General features: G+C 57.1%; 17 protein-coding genes. 7 read left to right on the forward strand and 10 right to left on the reverse strand.

Annotated features, from left to right (window positions below; genetic code table 11):
* The first annotated feature begins 3 nt into the window (after positions 1-3).
* Positions 4-1,956 carry a hypothetical protein gene (locus I9188_RS04355; RefSeq protein ID WP_209599565.1) on the forward strand — a complete coding sequence of 651 codons (1,953 nt, stop codon included), beginning with the start codon at positions 4-6 and terminating at the stop codon, positions 1,954-1,956.
* 87 nt (positions 1,957-2,043) lie between these two features.
* Here the strand turns inward: I9188_RS04355 and hppD are convergent, their stop codons facing one another.
* Positions 2,044-3,141: a 4-hydroxyphenylpyruvate dioxygenase gene (gene hppD / locus I9188_RS04360; protein WP_209504201.1), complete on the reverse strand. Its 1,098-nt coding sequence runs from the start codon at positions 3,139-3,141 to the stop codon at positions 2,044-2,046.
* A 146-nt stretch (positions 3,142-3,287) separates the two neighbouring features.
* On the opposite strand from hppD, the gene I9188_RS04365 reads away from it, so the two are divergent.
* Together I9188_RS04365 and I9188_RS04370 are read left to right on the forward strand one after the other, a co-directional pair.
* Positions 3,288-3,743 (forward strand): Lrp/AsnC family transcriptional regulator, encoded by a 456-nt coding sequence (locus I9188_RS04365; protein ID WP_209504202.1) that lies wholly within the window; start codon positions 3,288-3,290, stop codon positions 3,741-3,743.
* A gap of 19 nt (positions 3,744-3,762) precedes the next feature.
* Positions 3,763-5,643, forward strand: a complete 1,881-nt coding sequence (locus I9188_RS04370) for a monovalent cation:proton antiporter-2 (CPA2) family protein (protein ID WP_209504203.1) — start codon at positions 3,763-3,765, stop codon at positions 5,641-5,643.
* Positions 5,644-5,673: 30 nt separating this feature from the next.
* Here the strand turns inward: I9188_RS04370 and cobT are convergent, their stop codons facing one another.
* Positions 5,674-6,684: a nicotinate-nucleotide--dimethylbenzimidazole phosphoribosyltransferase gene (gene cobT / locus I9188_RS04375; RefSeq protein WP_209504204.1), complete on the reverse strand. Its 1,011-nt coding sequence runs from the start codon at positions 6,682-6,684 to the stop codon at positions 5,674-5,676.
* A gap of 78 nt (positions 6,685-6,762) precedes the next feature.
* On the opposite strand from cobT, the gene cobS reads away from it, so the two are divergent.
* Positions 6,763-7,527: an adenosylcobinamide-GDP ribazoletransferase gene (gene cobS, locus I9188_RS04380; protein WP_209504205.1), complete on the forward strand. Its 765-nt coding sequence runs from the start codon at positions 6,763-6,765 to the stop codon at positions 7,525-7,527.
* On the opposite strand, the gene I9188_RS04385 is transcribed toward cobS, so the two are convergent.
* From I9188_RS04385 to I9188_RS04410, 6 genes are all read right to left on the reverse strand, one after another.
* On the reverse strand, positions 7,524-8,285 hold the full coding sequence (locus I9188_RS04385; protein ID WP_209504206.1) for a potassium channel family protein: 762 nt from the start codon (positions 8,283-8,285) through the stop codon (positions 7,524-7,526). The two genes, cobS and I9188_RS04385, sit on opposite strands and share 4 nt — an antisense overlap.
* Positions 8,286-8,402: 117 nt before the next feature.
* Entirely contained in the window at positions 8,403-8,912 is a 510-nt protein-coding gene (locus tag I9188_RS04390) for a CarD family transcriptional regulator (RefSeq protein ID WP_209504207.1), read from the reverse strand.
* Between the two features lie 280 nt (positions 8,913-9,192).
* Positions 9,193-9,531, reverse strand: a complete 339-nt coding sequence (gene fdxA, locus I9188_RS04395; protein ID WP_209504208.1) for a ferredoxin FdxA — start codon at positions 9,529-9,531, stop codon at positions 9,193-9,195.
* Between the two features lie 66 nt (positions 9,532-9,597).
* The gene (locus I9188_RS04400; protein ID WP_209504209.1) at positions 9,598-9,963 is read right to left on the reverse strand and encodes an RNA-binding S4 domain-containing protein; all 366 of its coding nucleotides are present in this window, start codon (positions 9,961-9,963) and stop codon (positions 9,598-9,600) included.
* 6 nt (positions 9,964-9,969) lie between these two features.
* Positions 9,970-12,795 (reverse strand): helicase-related protein, encoded by a 2,826-nt coding sequence (locus I9188_RS04405; protein ID WP_209599566.1) that lies wholly within the window; start codon positions 12,793-12,795, stop codon positions 9,970-9,972.
* A gap of 20 nt (positions 12,796-12,815) precedes the next feature.
* Positions 12,816-13,385: a tetratricopeptide repeat protein gene (locus tag I9188_RS04410; protein WP_245222454.1), complete on the reverse strand. Its 570-nt coding sequence runs from the start codon at positions 13,383-13,385 to the stop codon at positions 12,816-12,818.
* A 69-nt stretch (positions 13,386-13,454) separates the two neighbouring features.
* On the opposite strand from I9188_RS04410, the gene I9188_RS04415 reads away from it, so the two are divergent.
* From I9188_RS04415 to I9188_RS04425, 3 genes are all read left to right on the forward strand, one after another.
* Positions 13,455-13,745 (forward strand): SCP2 sterol-binding domain-containing protein, encoded by a 291-nt coding sequence (locus I9188_RS04415; RefSeq protein ID WP_209504212.1) that lies wholly within the window; start codon positions 13,455-13,457, stop codon positions 13,743-13,745.
* Positions 13,745-14,719 (forward strand): alpha/beta hydrolase, encoded by a 975-nt coding sequence (locus tag I9188_RS04420; RefSeq protein WP_209599567.1) that lies wholly within the window; start codon positions 13,745-13,747, stop codon positions 14,717-14,719. The genes I9188_RS04415 and I9188_RS04420 overlap by 1 nt, the downstream gene beginning before the upstream one ends.
* Positions 14,720-14,804: 85 nt before the next feature.
* Positions 14,805-16,625, forward strand: coding sequence for a M3 family oligoendopeptidase (locus I9188_RS04425; RefSeq protein ID WP_209599568.1), 1,821 nt, complete (start codon positions 14,805-14,807; stop codon positions 16,623-16,625).
* A 124-nt stretch (positions 16,626-16,749) separates the two neighbouring features.
* Here the strand turns inward: I9188_RS04425 and I9188_RS04430 are convergent, their stop codons facing one another.
* Together I9188_RS04430 and I9188_RS04435 are read right to left on the reverse strand one after the other, a co-directional pair.
* Positions 16,750-17,367: an N-acetyltransferase gene (locus I9188_RS04430; protein ID WP_209599569.1), complete on the reverse strand. Its 618-nt coding sequence runs from the start codon at positions 17,365-17,367 to the stop codon at positions 16,750-16,752.
* Positions 17,368-17,463: 96 nt separating this feature from the next.
* Positions 17,464-17,733: a DksA/TraR family C4-type zinc finger protein gene (locus tag I9188_RS04435; RefSeq protein WP_209504216.1), complete on the reverse strand. Its 270-nt coding sequence runs from the start codon at positions 17,731-17,733 to the stop codon at positions 17,464-17,466.
* Between the last annotated feature and the right edge of the window lie 39 nt (positions 17,734-17,772).

Genomic DNA, 17,772 nt, shown 5'->3' on the forward strand with positions numbered 1-17,772 from the left:
ATTATGAAACCTGCCTTTGCGCTGTCTTTTTCTGCGACCGGAATATCACTGTATCATCACTCGGATGACGAATGGTTCGTTATCGGCTCGATTCCCTTGGATTCGCCGGACCTGTCCGGTCAGATGCAGGTTTTGCGGGAAAAAGCCTTTGCGTTGGAAAACGACCTGAGCTGCAAGCTTGTTTTGCCTTCCGAACAGGTTCGATACCTTCAGGTTGCAACCGATGACTTACCCCCCGAAGACACGGTCGAACGTATTGAGAGAGCACTTGCCGACGCTACGCCTTACGCTTTGTCCGAACTCAGTTACGACTATCAGACCGAAGGCGGCACCACCTATGTTGCAGCTGTTGCGCAGGAAACGCTGAGCGAGGCGCGTACCTTTGCCTCGGACCATGGTTTCGTGCCGGTTTTGTTTTGCGCCGAGGAAGACGCAGACGCATTCCCCCGAGAGGCATTGTTCACAGCGCGTTCGGGCGTATCGAAAACCCAACCAGCAGAGCCACCGCTGTCGGAAAAAAACTCTGACCTGCCCGAACCGGCAAAATCCACTGAGAAACCAGCGCATCCCATTGCAGGCACGGCAGCACCAAACGTGTTTCTGACCCCCGAAACACCTGACAAAAAGTTTGCGAATACGAAAGCGCAGGCACCGCGCATTGCGATCCTGGCATTTGCCGCGACGGTTCTTCTTGGCGGCGTTTTCGGCGTTTGGCTGGCCTTGGACAGCGGTGGAGAAACAGATCAGGTCGCACTGAGCCCAACTCCAACCGAGATAGGTGTTTCCGCGCCGGATATCGACGCCCTGCCACCGACAGTGCCCGAAGTTGCAGCAATTGCGCCTTCGGAAAACTTGCCACCCGAGCCTGCTCTGGACGGGGACGTGCCCCCTACACCAGACCCCGCCGAGGCCGAAGCCGTAGAACAACCGGAACTCACCCCAACCGACGCGGCAATCCTTGAGGCACTCAAGGTGGCCCCGACCCCTGTTGAATCTGTGGCTCAGGACCCCGAGGCAGATGAGGATATCAGCGCTGCCTCCGGTGTGAATGTAACGCCTCCAGCCGCTTTGGATGTGCCAGAAGCCCCGGAACCGGACGATCTTTATCTGACGTCGATTGACAAATCCGACCTGTCAAGCGATGCGGTTGCCCTGCCCCCGGCTTCCAGTTTCGATACCGACGAACCCTTCGTTCGGGACGTGCAACATGGCATAGCAGGAGCGCGGTTCAATCTGGATGACCGCGGGCTGGTAACGCCCACGCCGGAAGGGACGCTGAACCCGGATGGGATTGTCATTTATCAGGGCCGGCCGCCGAAGATTCCACCAGCGACGCCAGTGCGTTTCGAAGACGAACCCGTACTTGACGAGGTCGACGAAAGACTGGCCGGTCTTCGCCCCAAACCTCGCCCCGCAGATCTGGTCGAGAGCTTCGAGCGCGGGCAATTGGGGGGGCGGTCGCTGGCAGAGCTTTCGACGAAGCGACCCAAAGCACGCCCGGACAGTTTACAAGCGCGCACAGAAATCGACGAGACGCCAACCGCATTGGCCGTTGTCCGCGTCCCGCGCCCCAGGTTGCGACCGGCGGGTTTGGACACTGCAAAGGCACCTGTTTCTGGTAACTCCAATCTTGGATCAACGGCCGCAATGGACCAGAGTTCAGATGACGCCGGATCGTTTCAGCCGAAATCGGTTGCACCCAAGATTCCCTCAACCGCATCTGTAGCCCGCCAGGCCACGCTCGATAACGCGATCAATTTGCGCCGCCTGAATCTGATCGGCGTTTACGGCACACCCGCAAACCGGCGCGCTTTGGTTCGGCTTCCCAGCGGGCGCTACAAAAAATTGAAAGTCGGCGACAATATTGACGGCGGCAAGGTTATTGCCATCAGTGACAGCGAACTGCGTTATCAAAAGAAAGGTCGCAACGTGACCCTGGCGATGCCGCGCAGCTGACATAGGCGCTCAAAGCCGTGAGCGATCACCTGTAAACAGGCACGTCAGAGGCAGTAGAACCGCCCCCGACTTATTGGTTCATTTGGATCAAGCCGCGGAAATCTCGCCGCTTTCGATCTGTTCGCGCTCGATGGATTCAAACAGCGCCTGGAAGTTCCCTTCGCCGAAACCATCATCACCCTTGCGCTGAATGAACTCGAAGAAGATCGGGCCGATCACCGTTTTCGAGAAGATCTGCAACAGAATGCGCGTCTCGCCCCCGTCAACGACACCTTCACCGTCGATCAGGATGCCGTGTTTCATCATCCGGTCCAGCGGCTCTTCATGACCGACCACGCGGGTCCTGGACATCTCGTAATAAGCTTCATTCGGACCCGGCATGAACTTCAGGCCGTTTTCAGCAATGGCATCGGTCGAGGCATAGATGTCATCGCTACCAACCGCGATATGCTGAATGCCTTCACCTTTGTATTTCTTCAGGTAAGACACGATCTGCCCGGTCTCACCGCGGTCCTCGTTGATCGGAATACGGATACGGCCACAGGGTGACGTCAGCGCGCGGCTGTAAAGGCCAGTGAATTTTCCCTGAATGTCAAAGAAACGAATTTCGCGGAAGTTGAACAGGTCGCCATAGAACTTGAACCACTTGTCCATGTTGCCCTTGTAGACATTGTGCGTCAGGTGATCGAGATAGAAGAACCCCTCGCCCCGAGGTTTTGATTCCTTGATCCATTTGAATTCATGATTATAGGGCGAAGTGTCGTAGTACTGATCAATGAAATAGATCAGCGACCCGCCAATCCCCTTGATCGCAGGCACATTCATGGTTTTGTCAGCGTCGTCGTAAGGTTCCGCACCCTTTGACACGGCATGCTCGTACGCTTTTTGCGCGTCCACGACCCGCCAGCCCATCGAAGGCGCGCAGGGCCCATGTTCGGCTACGAATTTAGCTGCAAAACTGTCCGGGTTGGCATTCAGGATGTATGTGACATCCCCTTGCTGCCAAAGCTCGACGGCAGGATCTTCCTTGTGGCGGGCCACCAGATCAAACCCCATCTTTGCGAACAGATCACGCAGCTCCTGCGGTTCAGGATGAGCGAATTCGACGAATTCAAACCCATCTGTTCCGGTAGGGTTTTCTTCGCTGATCACGGATTTCGGGGCATTGTGCGGGAAAGGACCCATGGGCGTCTCCTACGAAAACAGGAATTTCTTTGCTGATTCAAAAATACGACTTTTCTGACGCTGTTTCTGCGCATTGTTTTTGTATAAACTGCAAGATGACGCGCAAAATGCGCATATCAGTTAATAAAATCAGGATTTTTCCGCACATGTTGGATGCAACCGACAAGCGACTGCTTTCCGCACTGCAAAAAGATGCACATCTGACGGCGCAACAACTGGGTGAAATGCTGAACCTGTCGCCCAGTCAAGCGGGTCGCCGCCGACAGCGGCTTGAAGTCGAAGGGTACATCACCGGATATGCTGCCCGGCTGGACCCGCTGAAACTGGGCTTACAGGTGCAGGGGTTCGTTCAGGTGCATCTGGGCACCCATGGCCCCGAGCAATCCGCAAGCTTTGCCCGCATGGTCGACACCCGACCCGAGATTACCAGTGCATGGACAATGACAGGTGAGGCAGACTATCTGCTGCACATCTACTGTGACGACCTGTCCGCCCTCAACAGCTTGCTACATCATGTGATCCTGCCGCATCCTGCCGTTGCAAGAGTACAAAGCCAGATCGTAATGGATCAACTTAAACGCGACGCCCCCCTTCCCACCTGAAAAGGTTCTGAGGACACACATGGACGACTTTCTATATCAGGCTTCAATCTATCTGGCAGCGGCAGTCATTGCCGTTCCCCTGTCTGCCAGACTGGGGTTGGGATCCGTGCTGGGTTATCTTGCCGCCGGGATCATTATCGGACCCGCACTGGGCCTTGTCGGAGCGGAAACCGAAAATCTTCAGCATGTGGCCGAATTTGGCGTGGTGATGATGCTGTTTCTCATTGGTCTGGAACTGGAGCCACGCGCCCTGTGGGACATGCGCGACAAGTTATTGGGTCTGGGCGGATTGCAGGTGTTGCTGTCAACAGTCGCGATAGCTGCTGTGGCCATGTACGCCAACCATCCCTGGTCGGTTGCCCTGGCGGTAGGGTTGACCCTTTCGCTTTCATCGACCGCGATCGTTCTTCAAACCCTGTCAGAAAAAGGCCTGATGCAGACAAACGGCGGCCGCGCGACATTTTCGGTTCTGTTGACGCAGGACATCGCGGTGATCCCAATTCTGGCTTTGTTGCCACTGCTGGCGCTGCCCGCCATGCCACGTTTCCAAGCAGATGGATCGATTGACCGGGGGGCAGGAGGATCACATGGCGCAGGCGATCACAGTTTGTCGCTGGTCGAAGGGCTGCCGGGCTGGGCCGTCACCCTTGTCACAATCGGCGTGGTGGTGTTTGTCATTCTGGCCGGTGTCTACCTGACAAGACCGTTGTTTCGCTTCATCCACGCAACCCGTCTGCGCGAGATGTACACCGCACTGGCACTGATGATTGTCGTGGGCATTTCGTTTCTGATGACACTGGTCGGCCTATCACCTGCCCTGGGCGCGTTCCTGGCAGGCGTTGTTCTGGCCAGTTCTGAATTCAGACATGAAATGGAAAGCGACCTTGAGCCGTTCAAAGGATTGTTTCTGGGGCTGTTTTTCATCACGGTCGGTGCCGGAATAGACTTCGGTTATTTTTTCAACGACCCGCTGGACCTGATTGGACTGGCGCTGCTTGTGATACTTGCCAAGGGGATCATCCTATTTCTGGTGGGCAAGGCCTTCAAACTGCGGGGGCGTGATCACTGGTTGTTCACCCTTGGGTTGGCGCAGGCTGGTGAGTTCGGTTTTGTCCTGCTGGCATTTTCGACGAAACAGAATGTCATTCCGCCCGACCTGTCGCAGAAACTGCTAATGATCGTTGCTCTGACGATGTTAATCACGCCTCTTCTTTTCATCGTCTACGATGCGTTGTCGCGGAAGATTGGCGATTCCGCGGCCAGCCCTGAACCTGACGTGATCGACGAAAAGGGCCCCGTTATCATCGCCGGCATTGGTCGATTTGGTCAGATCGTCAACCGGCTGGTACGGGCCAGCGGTTTCAAGACAGTCGTTCTGGACCACAATATTGAAACGATTCAGCTGATGCGCCGATTTGGTGTCAAAGGCTTTCTGGGCGATCCCACTCGACCGGAACTGCTGCGCGCGGCGGGGTTGGACAAAGCATCCGTTCTTGTCGCCGTTATGGATGATCACAAGCAAGTCACGCGGCTTGTCAGCTATGCCAGACGGCAGCGTCCTGACCTGCACATCATCGCCCGCGCCCGCGACCGGACCCATGTGTACGAGTTGTATCAGGCGGGTGCCAATGACATCGTGCGGGAAATGTTCGACAGTTCACTGCGCGCAGGTCGCTATGTTCTGGAGAATATTGGACTGAGTGAATACGAAGCAGCCCAGGCCGAGCAGACGTTTTACCACCATGACAGGAAGGCGGTGCGCGATCTGGCCGAGCTTTGGGTCCCCGGAATGCCAATCGCTGAAAACAGGAAATATATCGAACGTTCGCAGGCACTGGAAAAGGATCTGGAAACCGCGCTGCTGGAACTGGCTGAAGAGCACGCCAAGAAATCGGCCTGACCCAAGCCTTTGCCCGGGTCAGGTGCGAGTTCAGCCGTCAGAAACCCCAGCTTCGGCAAAGGTTGCCATGCCGGAATGACAGGCGACCGCGCTTTTCAGAATGTTGATCGCCAACGCCCCGCCAGACCCTTCGCCCAACCGCAGGCCAAGGCTCAGCAACGGCTCTTTACCCAATTTTGCCAGCACGGCACCATGGGCTGCTTCGGCGCTTTGGTGGCCTGCCACAGCATGATCCAGCGCACCATCCGACAGCTTCCACAAGCAGGCTGCGGCAGCCGAACAGATGAACCCGTCCAGGATCACCGGGATGCGCAACACCCGCGCGGCGGCAATCGCGCCCGCCATTGCAGCAATCTCGCGCCCGCCAAGACAGCGCAGGATGTCCAGACCATCATCTGACGCGTGTTTGGCGACACCCTCGGCCACGACACGGGTTTTGTTGGCCAGACCGGCGTCATCCACACCGGTTCCGCGCCCTGTCCAATCGGACGCGTCGCCACCAAACAGCGCGCAGGCAATAGCCGCAGCCGGGGTGGTGTTGCCAATCCCCATTTCGCCGACCACCAAAAGATCGGATTGCGGATCAACGGCCTGCCAGCCTGTGCGCAAAGCGGCCAGCAATTCATCCTCTGTCATGGCGGGGGTTTGGGTGAAATCCGCGGTCGGCTTGTCCAGATCCAGCGCGTGAACATCCATCTTCGCGCCTGCCGCCCTTGCCAACTGATTTATCGCCGCCCCGCCATGTTCGAAATTCATCACCATCTGCACGGTCACTTCCGGCGGAAAGGCCGAAACACCCTGCGCGGTAACACCGTGATTCCCGGCAAACACAATGACCTGAGGCGCGCTGATCTGTGGACGGGCGTCCCCTCGCCATCCTGCATACCAGACCGCAAGATCCTCAAGCCGACCAAGCGCGCCGGGGGGTTTGGTCAATTGTCCGTTTCGCTCGGCCGCGCCCTGCACCGCAGCAGCATCCGGGCCCGGCGCCCCCGCCAGGACAGCACGGAACGTGTTCAAATCATTCAGTTCAGGCAGCATGAAAGCCTCATTGCATCAGAGTGGTCCTGCGTGTTTAACCGAAGGATCGAAACCAACAAGACCCCGAAAGGCACGGGCGTGCATAAAAACGACACCAAACCGTTTTCCCTGTGGGATGTTCCGCTGGCCCTGGTGCTGTTGACCCGCCTGCCCCTGCCCCGTTTGCCCAAAGCCGTGTTTGCCCGGCAGGCACAATCGGTATGGGCATTTCCACTGGTTGGGCTGGTCGTTGGCGGGCTGGCATGCCTGACTGGTTGGCTGGCGATGGGGCTTCAACTGCCTCCGTTTGTGGCCGCCTCGTTGCTGGTCGCGGTACTGATCCTGTTGACGGGCGCCATGCACGAGGATGGTCTGGCCGACACGTTCGACGGGCTTTGGGGCGGTTTCACCCCTGAACGGCGGCTGGAGATCATGAAGGACAGCCAGATTGGAACGTACGGCGTGCTTGCCTTGATGATCTCGCAGATTTTACGAATCTCGGCGATTTCCACTATGCTGGCTGTTGGTCCGATCTGGATGGTTGTTGCAGCTTGCGTATTTTCCCGCGCCCTGATGCCAGCACTAATGGTTCTTCTTCCAAACGCCAGAAAGTCGGGCCTGAGCCATTCAGTTGGCACCCCCGGCGCAGGATCAGCCTGTATCGCCGTGGGCATCGCGATTCTGGTCGCTTACAGCTTGTGCGGAAGTCTGGCGCTTACCGCGATACTCTGCGCGGCTTTGATCGTTGCTGTTTTGGGGCTCGTCGCGAAGACCAAGATCGGCGGTCAAACCGGAGACATTCTGGGCGCATCACAACAATTGGCGGAAATCACATTTCTGCTTGCCATCAGCGCCCAGATCTAAGACGCGCCCCCGGTTTCAATTCGCAACGTATCGCCGCAATGTTTGCAATGCACGGCGTCGGGGTCGTGCCGGTACAGCCCGCAGCTGGGGCATTTGTGGCGGACCTTCTGTGGCGCGAAAATTGCCTGCGCCAGCCGGACGAACAGGGCCACGCCAACGACCATAATAAAGACGGAAAACAGCTTGCCGCCCGGTGTGACCAAAGTGATGTCGCCAAACCCGGTCGTGGTGAGCGTCGCCATGGTAAAATACAGCGCGTCTATGTAAGGCGTTTGCGCGTCTTCGGGGATAAAAAATACCAAAACGGCCGTCGAGGTGGCAAAAACAAAGACCAGCAGGTTGATCGCCGCGATAACAGCGTCCTCGTGCGTGCGGAAAAAACGGCTGTCGCGCCGCAGATCCCAGAGCAGATGATATGAATGGATCAGACGCAGGGCACGCAAAATCCGCAGGAAAGCGAGGTTGCCTGTCAAAAACGGATCAAGCACCAGCGAGAGGATGACCACGATATCCGCCACTGTGTAAATCTGGCGCAAAAATCTCCAGCGGTCTTTTGAGATCCAGAGCCGCGCAGAGAAATCCAGAAAAATCAGCACACCGACCAGTTGGCTTGCAACGGTTAAGCCCGGCCCATGCGGGATGTGCGCCGTCCCGACAAAGAAAATGATTGTCGCAACATCGAACAGGATCAGCGCATACCTAAACCAGACCGAAACAGGGTCGTGTCCGATGTACAGGTATTTCACAGTCTGCTTCATGTGCGTCCGGTAATCTGCTGCATACACAGTGAAATTAGCGCCACTTGAACAATTCACCAAGCCACGAAAAAGGCCGCCCCAAATTTGGAGCGGCCCGTATTGTCAATGTACCTTCGATCAGGCAGCGCGTGAGGTCAGAACCTCGTCAACCTGTTTGGCGGCTGACACCTCGCCAGCGCCTGAAACAGCCGCGACCTCACGGGTCAGACGCTCCAAGGCAGCTTCATACAGTTGGCGCTCGGAATAGCTCTGCTCGCGCTGATCATCGGTGCGGTGCAGGTCACGGACCACTTCGGCGATCGAGATCAGATCACCCGAGTTGATCTTCTGTTCATATTCTTGTGCGCGACGGGACCACATGGCGCGTTTCACTTTGGCCTTGCCTTTCAGCGTTTTCATCGCCTGGCTGATCACATCGGGCGAGCTGAGCGACCGCAGACCGGACTCGGTTACCTTGTTGGTCGGAACGCGCAACGTCATCTTGTCTTTCTCAAATGAGATGACGAACAGCTCAAGCGAGAATCCCGCGACATCCTGTTCCTCGATCGAGATAATCTGGCCCACGCCATGGGCGGGGTAGACAACATAGTCGTTCGGGCGGAACTCGAGCTTTTTCGACTTTGTCATTCAGTTTTTTCCTTGCTAGCGGACGGGACACGGACAACAAAAGCACCACATGCGGGGACTGTCTCAGCCCCGTCAGGCGGCGATACTGTCACAAGTTCAGAACTCCAAAGTGAGCATACTTACGGAGCGCATCCCAATCTCGGTCATCATGTGGATATAGTATATCACAAATTTACGACGCCCGAAAGTTTACCTTACGGGAATCTTTTGTATTCAACCTTGATTCAACAGGTTGTACTGCGATCTTTATGTCCAAAACAGGCCGCTTGGAACGAATCACTCAGCCGCCTTCGCCGGGCGCTTCCGAGAAATACTTCTTCATCTTGCCCTCTTCACCATCACGCTCCTCCGCATCGGGCAGCGGGTCTTTCTTGGTCACGATCACCGGCCATTGTTCGGAATACTTGCGATTGAACTCGACCCACTCCTCCATGCCCGGCTCGGTATCGGGGCGGATCGCGTCAGCGGGGCACTCGGGCTCGCACACTCCGCAGTCAATGCATTCATCAGGATGGATGACCAGCGTATTTTCACCTTCATAGAAACAGTCCACCGGGCACACTTCGACACAGTCGGTGTATTTGCAGGCGATACAGTTTTCGGTGACTACATAGGTCATGGTCGGATTCCTGTTTGCGGTTTGAGCGACTAGCTAATTCAGTCTGGCCCGCTCTTCAAGACAGGATCAGTGATCTTCCGGGCGAGAAAGATCAATAGCACGTCGATCTTTCTTGGTTGGCCGACCTTTTCCCTCGAAACCCGGATTTACCAGAGGCGCTTCCTGCTTTTCGGTCATATCAAAGTACAGCGTTTGCGCCTCGGGCGCCGGACCGCGGCGTTCCCCCAGTTTTTCCACACGTATGACGCGGACAATGCGGCCCTGCGAGAAGGTCAAAACGTCACCGGGGGCCACGGCTTGGGCCGGTTTCAGCACCCGGTTTCCATTCAGCCGGACATGGCCGCCACTGACCTGTTTGGCGGCAAGGCTGCGGGTCTTGAAGAACCGCGCCTGCCACAACCATTTGTCAATTCGCAGTTTGGCCTCGGCCATCTTGCGTCAATTGCCGTCCTTCAGACCCATAAGCGCTGCGGCGAACGGGTTGTCGGGATCAATGGCCTTTTCCTTCTTCGGTGGACGTGACGAGAAGGTCTTGGCTCCTTGCGGTTTTCCGCCCTTCTTGCCATGCGGTTTGCCACGGCCCTCCTGCGGTTTGCCCCGTGGTTTCCCCTTGCCCTGCCCCGGCTCGCGGCGCGGTCCACGGTTCGGCTGGCGCTGGCGACCCCATGTGAAGGTGTAATACACTTCAACCTCGGGTTCATCCGACGCAGGTTCCGCAACCTGACCTTCCGTGGCGGCCTCGTCTGCAACCTCAGTGCTTTCGGTGGCCTCGGTTGTCGCTTCGGCGGGCGCGGCGACCTCTTCTGATGCCGCATCGGGTGCAGGCGTCTCGTCGATAACAGCTTGTTCCGCCGCCTCTGTCACAGGCTGCTCTACCGGGGCCGGTTTGACCTTGTCACGCTCGCCGCGTTCGGCTTTGTAGCCCAGCCCCTGCATCAGGTCAGCAAACTGTTCAAGCGTCATACCGGTGATCGACAGCATATCCGGCTTGGCTTCGAACCCGCCACGGCTGTCCTCCGCACGAAGCATGTCCGCCAGACGTTCCAACATGTCGATCCGGATCGACCGGTCACCCGCATCGCGGTAGCCGCACATGGTGTCATAGCCCTGCGGTGCATCCTTGGCGACCGGCACAGTCACCAACCCCGGAGGCGGTGCTTCGGGGAATTCCTGCAAACCGCTGGACAGCGCCCAAAGCACGAGACGCAGACGCGTGGGAGCAGGTTTCAGCAGCAGCGGCATAAAGATGGTGAACTGGCCAAACCGGATACCATGCTTGCGCAAGGCGCCGCGGGCGTCCTGATCCAGATCCTTAACTTCTTGTGCGACCCCCGCACGGGGCAGTACGCCCAGCGCCTCGACCATGCGGAAGGCAAACCCTTTCGCCAGACCGTTGAGTTCCTCATCGCGCGACAGATTAAGCAGCGGCTCGAACAGCGCAGCGATTTTGCGGTCGATGAAGTGCTGCAACCGGCGCCGCACCTTCTGTTCAACATCCGGACCGGCGGCTTCGTCCACAAAAACCTCGACCACGGGCTTGAGAGGCTCGGCCCCGGCAACCAGTTTGCCAACGGCATATTCGCCCCACATCAGGCCGCCCTGATCGGTGAAATCAATTTCGGTATCGGGCGCATTGTAGAAGCGATCGGCACGCAGATGGAATTGCGGCGCGAGTGCTTGCAGGGATGCCGATTTGAGCGCTTTCGCCTCGGTTCCTTGCGCGCTTTTGTCCGGGCTGAACCGGAACCCTTCCAGACGACCGACGAATTCGCCTTCGACGGTCACTTCACCCTTGTCATTTACTTCGGCCAAAAGGGCCTCCTTCTGCTTGAGCCGCCGCAACAAAACCGATGTACGCCGGTCCACAAATCTTTGAGTCAGTCGCTCATGTAGTGCGTCAGACAGCCTGTCTTCTACAGTGCGCGTTTCGTCACGCCAATGTGATTCGTCACGCACCCAACCGTTTCGTTGCGCAACATATGTCCAGGTGCGAATATATGCCAACCTTTTGGATAACGCATCGATATCCCCATGGGTTTGGTCAATCCGCCGTATCTGCCGGGCCATGAAATCATCGGGAATACTGCCGCGTTCGTGCAGGTGGCCATAGATCACTTCCAGCAGGCTGGCGTGCTCTGCATGGCTGATGCCGCGAAAATCAGGGATTCTGCACACATCCCAAAGCAATCGAATGGATGGACCGTCACTTGCGCGGGCGGCAATCTCGGCCTGTTGTGACAGCGATTTCAACACATTCAGGTCGTCAGCAGGGCGGGCTTTGACCAGGTGTTCGTCACTCGGACTGACCTCAAGCGAGTTGATCAGCGCGTCAATCGAGCCAAACCGGAGGGCGGCATTCCGCCAGTTCAACTTTTTCATCGGCGTAAACCGGCTGTCCATGATTGCCTGCGCGACACCTTCGTCCAGCGGCGGCGCCTCGCCGGTCACGCCAAAGGTGCCGTCCGACATGCCACGCCCGGCCCGGCCTGCGATCTGGGCCAGCTCATTCGGGGCCAGCGGGCGCATCCGCCGCCCGTCGAATTTGGTAAGGGATGAAAATGCAACGTGGTTTACATCCAGGTTCAAGCCCATACCGATGGCATCTGTGGCGACCAGGTAATCGACCTCGCCATTCTGATAAAGCTCCACCTGAGCATTCCGCGTCCGCGGGCTGAGGGCACCCATGACCACCGCCGCGCCACCTTTCAGACGGCGCAAAAGCTCCGCGATGGCATACACATTCTCAACCGAAAACCCGACAATAGCGCTGCGGGCAGGCATCCGGCTGAGTTTCTTCGAACCGGAATAGACCAACTGTGACATCCGCTCGCGCCGGACAAACTGCGCCTCGGGTACCAGCGCGGCAATCGGGCCGCGCATGGTGTCAGAGCCAAGGAAAAGTGTCTCGTTTGTTCCGCGCGACCGAAGCAGGCGATCCGTAAAGACATGGCCGCGCTCGGGATCGGCACACAGCTGGATTTCATCAATTGCCACGAAATCCGCGCCCATACCTTCGGGCATCGCTTCGACCGTGCAGACCCAATACTGGGTCCGGGGCGGCACGATCCTCTCTTCGCCGGTAACTAAAGCAACAACCGATGGCCCGCGGATGGCGACGATCTTGTCATAGACCTCGCGCGCAAGCAGACGCAGCGGCAGACCGATGACACCTGTGCGGTATCCCAGCATCCGTTCGATTGCGTAATGGGTTTTACCTGTATTCGTAGGGCCCAAAACGGCCACTATTCGGGATGACCCGCTCACCTTTGCCCCCTGCCCGGACCTTACAGCGCTGCGCCGTCAATCTGCGGCTTCAGTCGATTCACCGCATTGGTTACTTCTTCGTGGTGGGGATGTATAGCCAATGCCCGTGAATAGGCCTCGTAGGCTTTGTCGGGTTGTCCGATAATCTCAAAGATCAGGCCCAGACCGTAGATTGCCTCGTAATTGTTGGGGTTCAGGGTCAGGGCATGTTCCAGATCGGCAGCGGCCATGCCAAACCGTTCGATCCCAAAAAAAGCCGAAGCGCGTAGGTGCCAGCCTTCAGCAAAATCGGGCGCATGGTCCGTCAGGGCGGTCAGATGTTCCAGTGCCGCACCTACGTCACCGTCATCCAGCGCTTCACGGCCACGTTCCAGCAGCAGATCGGCCGATGCTGAACCGGACTGGGCCCACAGAGCTTGCAACTGCCGATCCAGAGCAATGGCCTGCTCGGGCGTCGATTGGCCAAGTTTTTGCAGCAATTCGCCCTCATCGCGCAAATCCGCCTGTTGCGCGAGGCAAGTGGAGGAAATCGTGACTAGGACAAAAAGTGCCGCGACGATACCTTTGAGATTGTAGATTGCAATGCTCATAACAATAGTCAGTGTAGCGTTGCGACCGGGGATGTCCATTCACGGCGCACTAACAATATGAGGAAAATCATGAGCGAGACTCTTGAAAAGGCAGCCGCCGCTTTGAATGAAAAACTGGAAGGCGGCGCGTTTGATGCCTCGGCCAAGTTTGATATCGCCGATCTGGGTGCCATTGTCCTGGATTCCAATGGCGCTCGGGTCAGCGACGATGATGCTGATGTCACCCTCAGCGCGGATGCCGACACGTTCGAACAAATCCTCAGCGGTGAATTGAACCCAACAGGTGCGTTCATGTCCGGCAAGCTGAGCATTGATGGCGACATGGGTGTTGCCATGAAACTTGCATCGGTACTGGCCTGATGGAGTTCTCGCCGGCCCCCCTGTTTGAAGACGTGGCCGGCGGCCCCGCCGGTGGAAAGGCCCACTGGTTGACGACGTCGGATCAAAAACGCATCCGCGTTGCTCACTGGCTTCCGGGCGGAAAGGCACATGGCACTGTCATGATGTTTCCGGGACGCACGGAATACATTGAAAAATACGGCAATACTGCCAGCGAATTCGTAGAGCGTGGGTTCGCCATGCTGGCTGTCGACTGGCGCGGTCAGGGTCTTGCAGATCGGTTGCTGGACGATGCTCGGGTCGGACATGTCGATCAGTTCACCGATTACCAGCAGGACGTCCAGGTCACCCTGAAACTTACAAGCGCGCTGGACCTGCCAAAACCATGGTACGTGGTCGGGCATTCGATGGGCGGTGCAATCGGGTTGCGTGCCGTCATCGAGAATGGCTGCTTTGCCGCGTGTGCCTTCACGGGCCCGATGTGGGGAATTTTCTTCACCCCGGTCATGAAACCCCTAAGCCGCGTTACAGCCTATTGGGGCACAGCACTTGGCCTGGGCGAGCGGACGCCCCCCACCACGACGCTCAAAAGTTATGTCCTGTCGCAACCTTTCGAGGGCAATATGCTGACCCGTGATCCGGACATGTACCGGATGATGCAGGTTCAGTTGAATGCGCATCCTGAACTAGCGTTGGGTGCCCCATCAAATCTGTGGCTGCGTGAGTCGCTGGATGAATGTGCTTGGTTGATGGAGCAGGCCGCCCCAAAAACACCCTGCCTGACATTTCTGGGCAGCCATGAGCAAATCGTTGACCGCAAGGCAATTCGTGCGCGCATGGCCAATTGGCCCAACGGAACGCTGATCGAAATCCCGGATGGTGAACACGAGGTGCTGATGGAAGCACCCGAGGTTCGAGGGCCGGTTCTGGACAAGATTGCGGCGCATTTTCTGGCCAATCAGGCCAATGGCGCATCCGAGCTGGTTTCCTCGTAAACCCTTTCACCTTTGGAATTGGCCGCTTGTGATCCGGGCGCGCCAGCCCTAGATGTTTGCAAAAGCAGTCTACTAAAGGTGATCCATGCGCGACCTCCCCTTCCCTGTCCGTGACGCGAACGCAATCGGTGGCTCCGGCAATCTGGGCAATCTTCCGGAATGGGATCTGAGCGATCTCTATACCGCGGAAGACGCACCCGAGTTAGCGCGCGATCTGGATTGGCTGGAAGGCGAATGTGCCGCATTTGCTGCTGATTACGAAGGCAAACTGGCCGATCTGGATGATGCAGACCTGCTGGCCTGTGTGCATCGCAACGAAAAGATCAACGCCATCGCCGGGCGTATCATGTCCTTCGCTGGTCTGCGCTATTACCAACTGACCACTGATGCAGAGCGCGCCAAATTCCTGTCGGATATGCAGGAAAAGATCACGATCTTCACCACTCCGCTTGTGTTCTTCACGCTCGAGATCAACCGGATCGAAGACGACGTTCTGAAGGCGCATTTTGCGGCCAACAAAGATCTTGCCCGATACGAACCTGTGTTCCGCCGCATCCGCGCAATGAAGCCCTACCAGCTGTCTGACGAGCTGGAAAAATTCCTTCACGATCTGGGGGTTGTCGGCGACGCGTGGGAACGTCTGTTCGACGAAACGATTGCCGGACTGGCATTTCATGTCGACGGTGAAGAACTGAACATCGAAGGCACCCTGAATCTGCTGACGGAACAGGACCGCGCGAAACGTGAGGCTGCGGCGCGCGAACTGGCATCGGTCTTTCAGGACAACGTAAAAACCTTCGCCCGAGTCCACAACACGCAGGCCAAAGAGAAAGAAATCGTTGATCGCTGGCGCAAGATGCCGACCGCTCAGACCGGGCGTCACCTGTCGAACGATGTCGAGCCCGAGGTGGTCGAGGCCCTGCGTGAGGCAGTCGTGGCCGCCTACCCCAAGCTGAGTCATCGCTATTATGAGCTGAAGCGCAAGTGGCTTGGACTGGACGTCATGCAGGTCTGGGACCGCAACGCGCCCCTGCCCATGGAAGACACGCGTATCGTGAATTGGGAAGAGGCCCAAAAGACGGTGATGAACGCGTATGATGCCTTTGATCCCCGGATGGGTGAAATCGCGGCGCCTTTCTTCTCAAAAGGATGGATCGACGCTGCGGTGAAACCGGGCAAAGCGCCGGGGGCCTTCGCCCATCCGACAGTGACCGATGTCCACCCCTATGTGATGCTCAACTATCTGGGTAAACCGCGCGATGTGATGACGCTTGCCCATGAACTGGGACACGGCGTCCATCAGGTGCTGGCCGCCGGTCAGGGCGAGATGCTGTCATCCACCCCGCTGACGCTGGCGGAAACCGCCTCGGTCTTTGGTGAGATGCTGACTTTCCGCAAGATGCTGGAACAGGCCGAAACCCCGGAACAGCGCAAGGTTCTGCTGGCTGGTAAGGTCGAAGATATGATCAACACGGTGGTCCGCCAGATCGCCTTCTACGACTTTGAATGCAAGTTGCACGCCGCCCGACGTGAGGGCGAGCTGACCCCGGATGACATCAACGCCCTGTGGATGAGTGTTCAGGCCGAAAGTCTTGGCCCCGCATTTGAATTCATGGACGGGTACGAGACCTTCTGGGCCTATATCCCCCACTTCGTTCACTCGCCCTTTTATGTCTATGCCTATGCCTTCGGCGACGGCCTCGTGAACGCGCTTTATTCTGTATACGAAAACGGCTCGGATGGGTTTGAGGACAAGTATTTCGACATGCTGCGCGCTGGTGGTTCAATGCACCACAAGGAACTGCTGGCCCCGTTCGGCCTGGACGCCAGCGACCCCAAGTTCTGGGACAAGGGCCTGTCGATGATCTCGGGCTTTATTGATGAGCTGGAAGCGATGGAGGGCTGAGACGCCCTCGACAGAGGGTGGCGACATCTGCCTTGCGGAAAGAACCTGCCATGCCCGGGAATGTCACGCCCAAGGGGCTACTGAATGCCCGCTACGCGGGACGAAGCTGGCGTTTGAACTATCGCTATTGGGCGGCTCGAAACATTGGAAACAGCGGTGGGGCTTGGTCCGCTTTGATTAGTCCCATCTCTTGAAAACCATAGCGCTTATACAGCGATAGATTTGTGGGGTTTGTCGACTCTAAGTAAGCAGGTCTTCCATCTTCGTCACAACGTTTGAGGCAGCATTCAAGCAATGCGGACCCCAACCCTTTTCCTTGGCGAAATGGATCAACCGCAATAAAAGCTAAATGCCAGCAGTCCTCATCGGGATGATAATTGTCCATCTGCCCAAAGGTTTCGAACAACGCATTATGCTTCTCTGGTGAGACCGTCTGCTCAAAACAGGCGACAAGCCGTTCTTCATCAGGGTAAATGCCTGGCGGAAGCCAAAGTGCGCCAGCGGTGAATTCATCGTTTCGAAAAGCGCTGCCCTGTTCAAACGCACGCCCTCCAAAGAAGTCCATTACTCGCGGGAAGTTGGAGAGGAATTCGGCAGGTTCAGGATACAGCCAACGCATGAAAGGGTCCGCAGAAAATCCAAGAGCAAGTCCGCTTAACAAACTTTCTGCTTCACTTCGGGTTGATGATCTAAACATGAAATTACCTTTGGTCGCTCCACCTCGATTTCCAAGTTTTAGCATGAGCGCCGTAAATACTTGTTGTCAAATGCGCAATTAATTGTCCTGCCCAAGCAACGTTGGATGACTGCTCCAGGGTCTCAGCAGCCGTACCTGAGATCACTTCAACTGGCTGTCTTTTGACCCACGCCGATTGACGCCGCCACGTGCCTTGAACGCACTATCGCGTTCCTGCTGGCAATCAAGGCACAGCTTCACGCCCGGCAAAGCAACGCGGCGTTTTTCAGGGATCGGCTCTTCGCATTCGGCGCAATGGGTCAGGCTTTCACCAACAGGCCGCTTTTGCGCCTGCATCCGCGCCAGTTCATCCGAAATCGACGCTTCGATCTGTTCGCTCACTGCGCCGTCGCGCGCCCAGCCTCCGGCCATGGGTCATCTCCTGCTAAACGTAAGCAAAAGGATAGCCGA

It is taken from the genome of Ruegeria sp. HKCCSA071, assembly GCF_017872555.1.
In the GTDB taxonomy this organism is placed as follows: domain Bacteria; phylum Pseudomonadota; class Alphaproteobacteria; order Rhodobacterales; family Rhodobacteraceae; genus Ruegeria.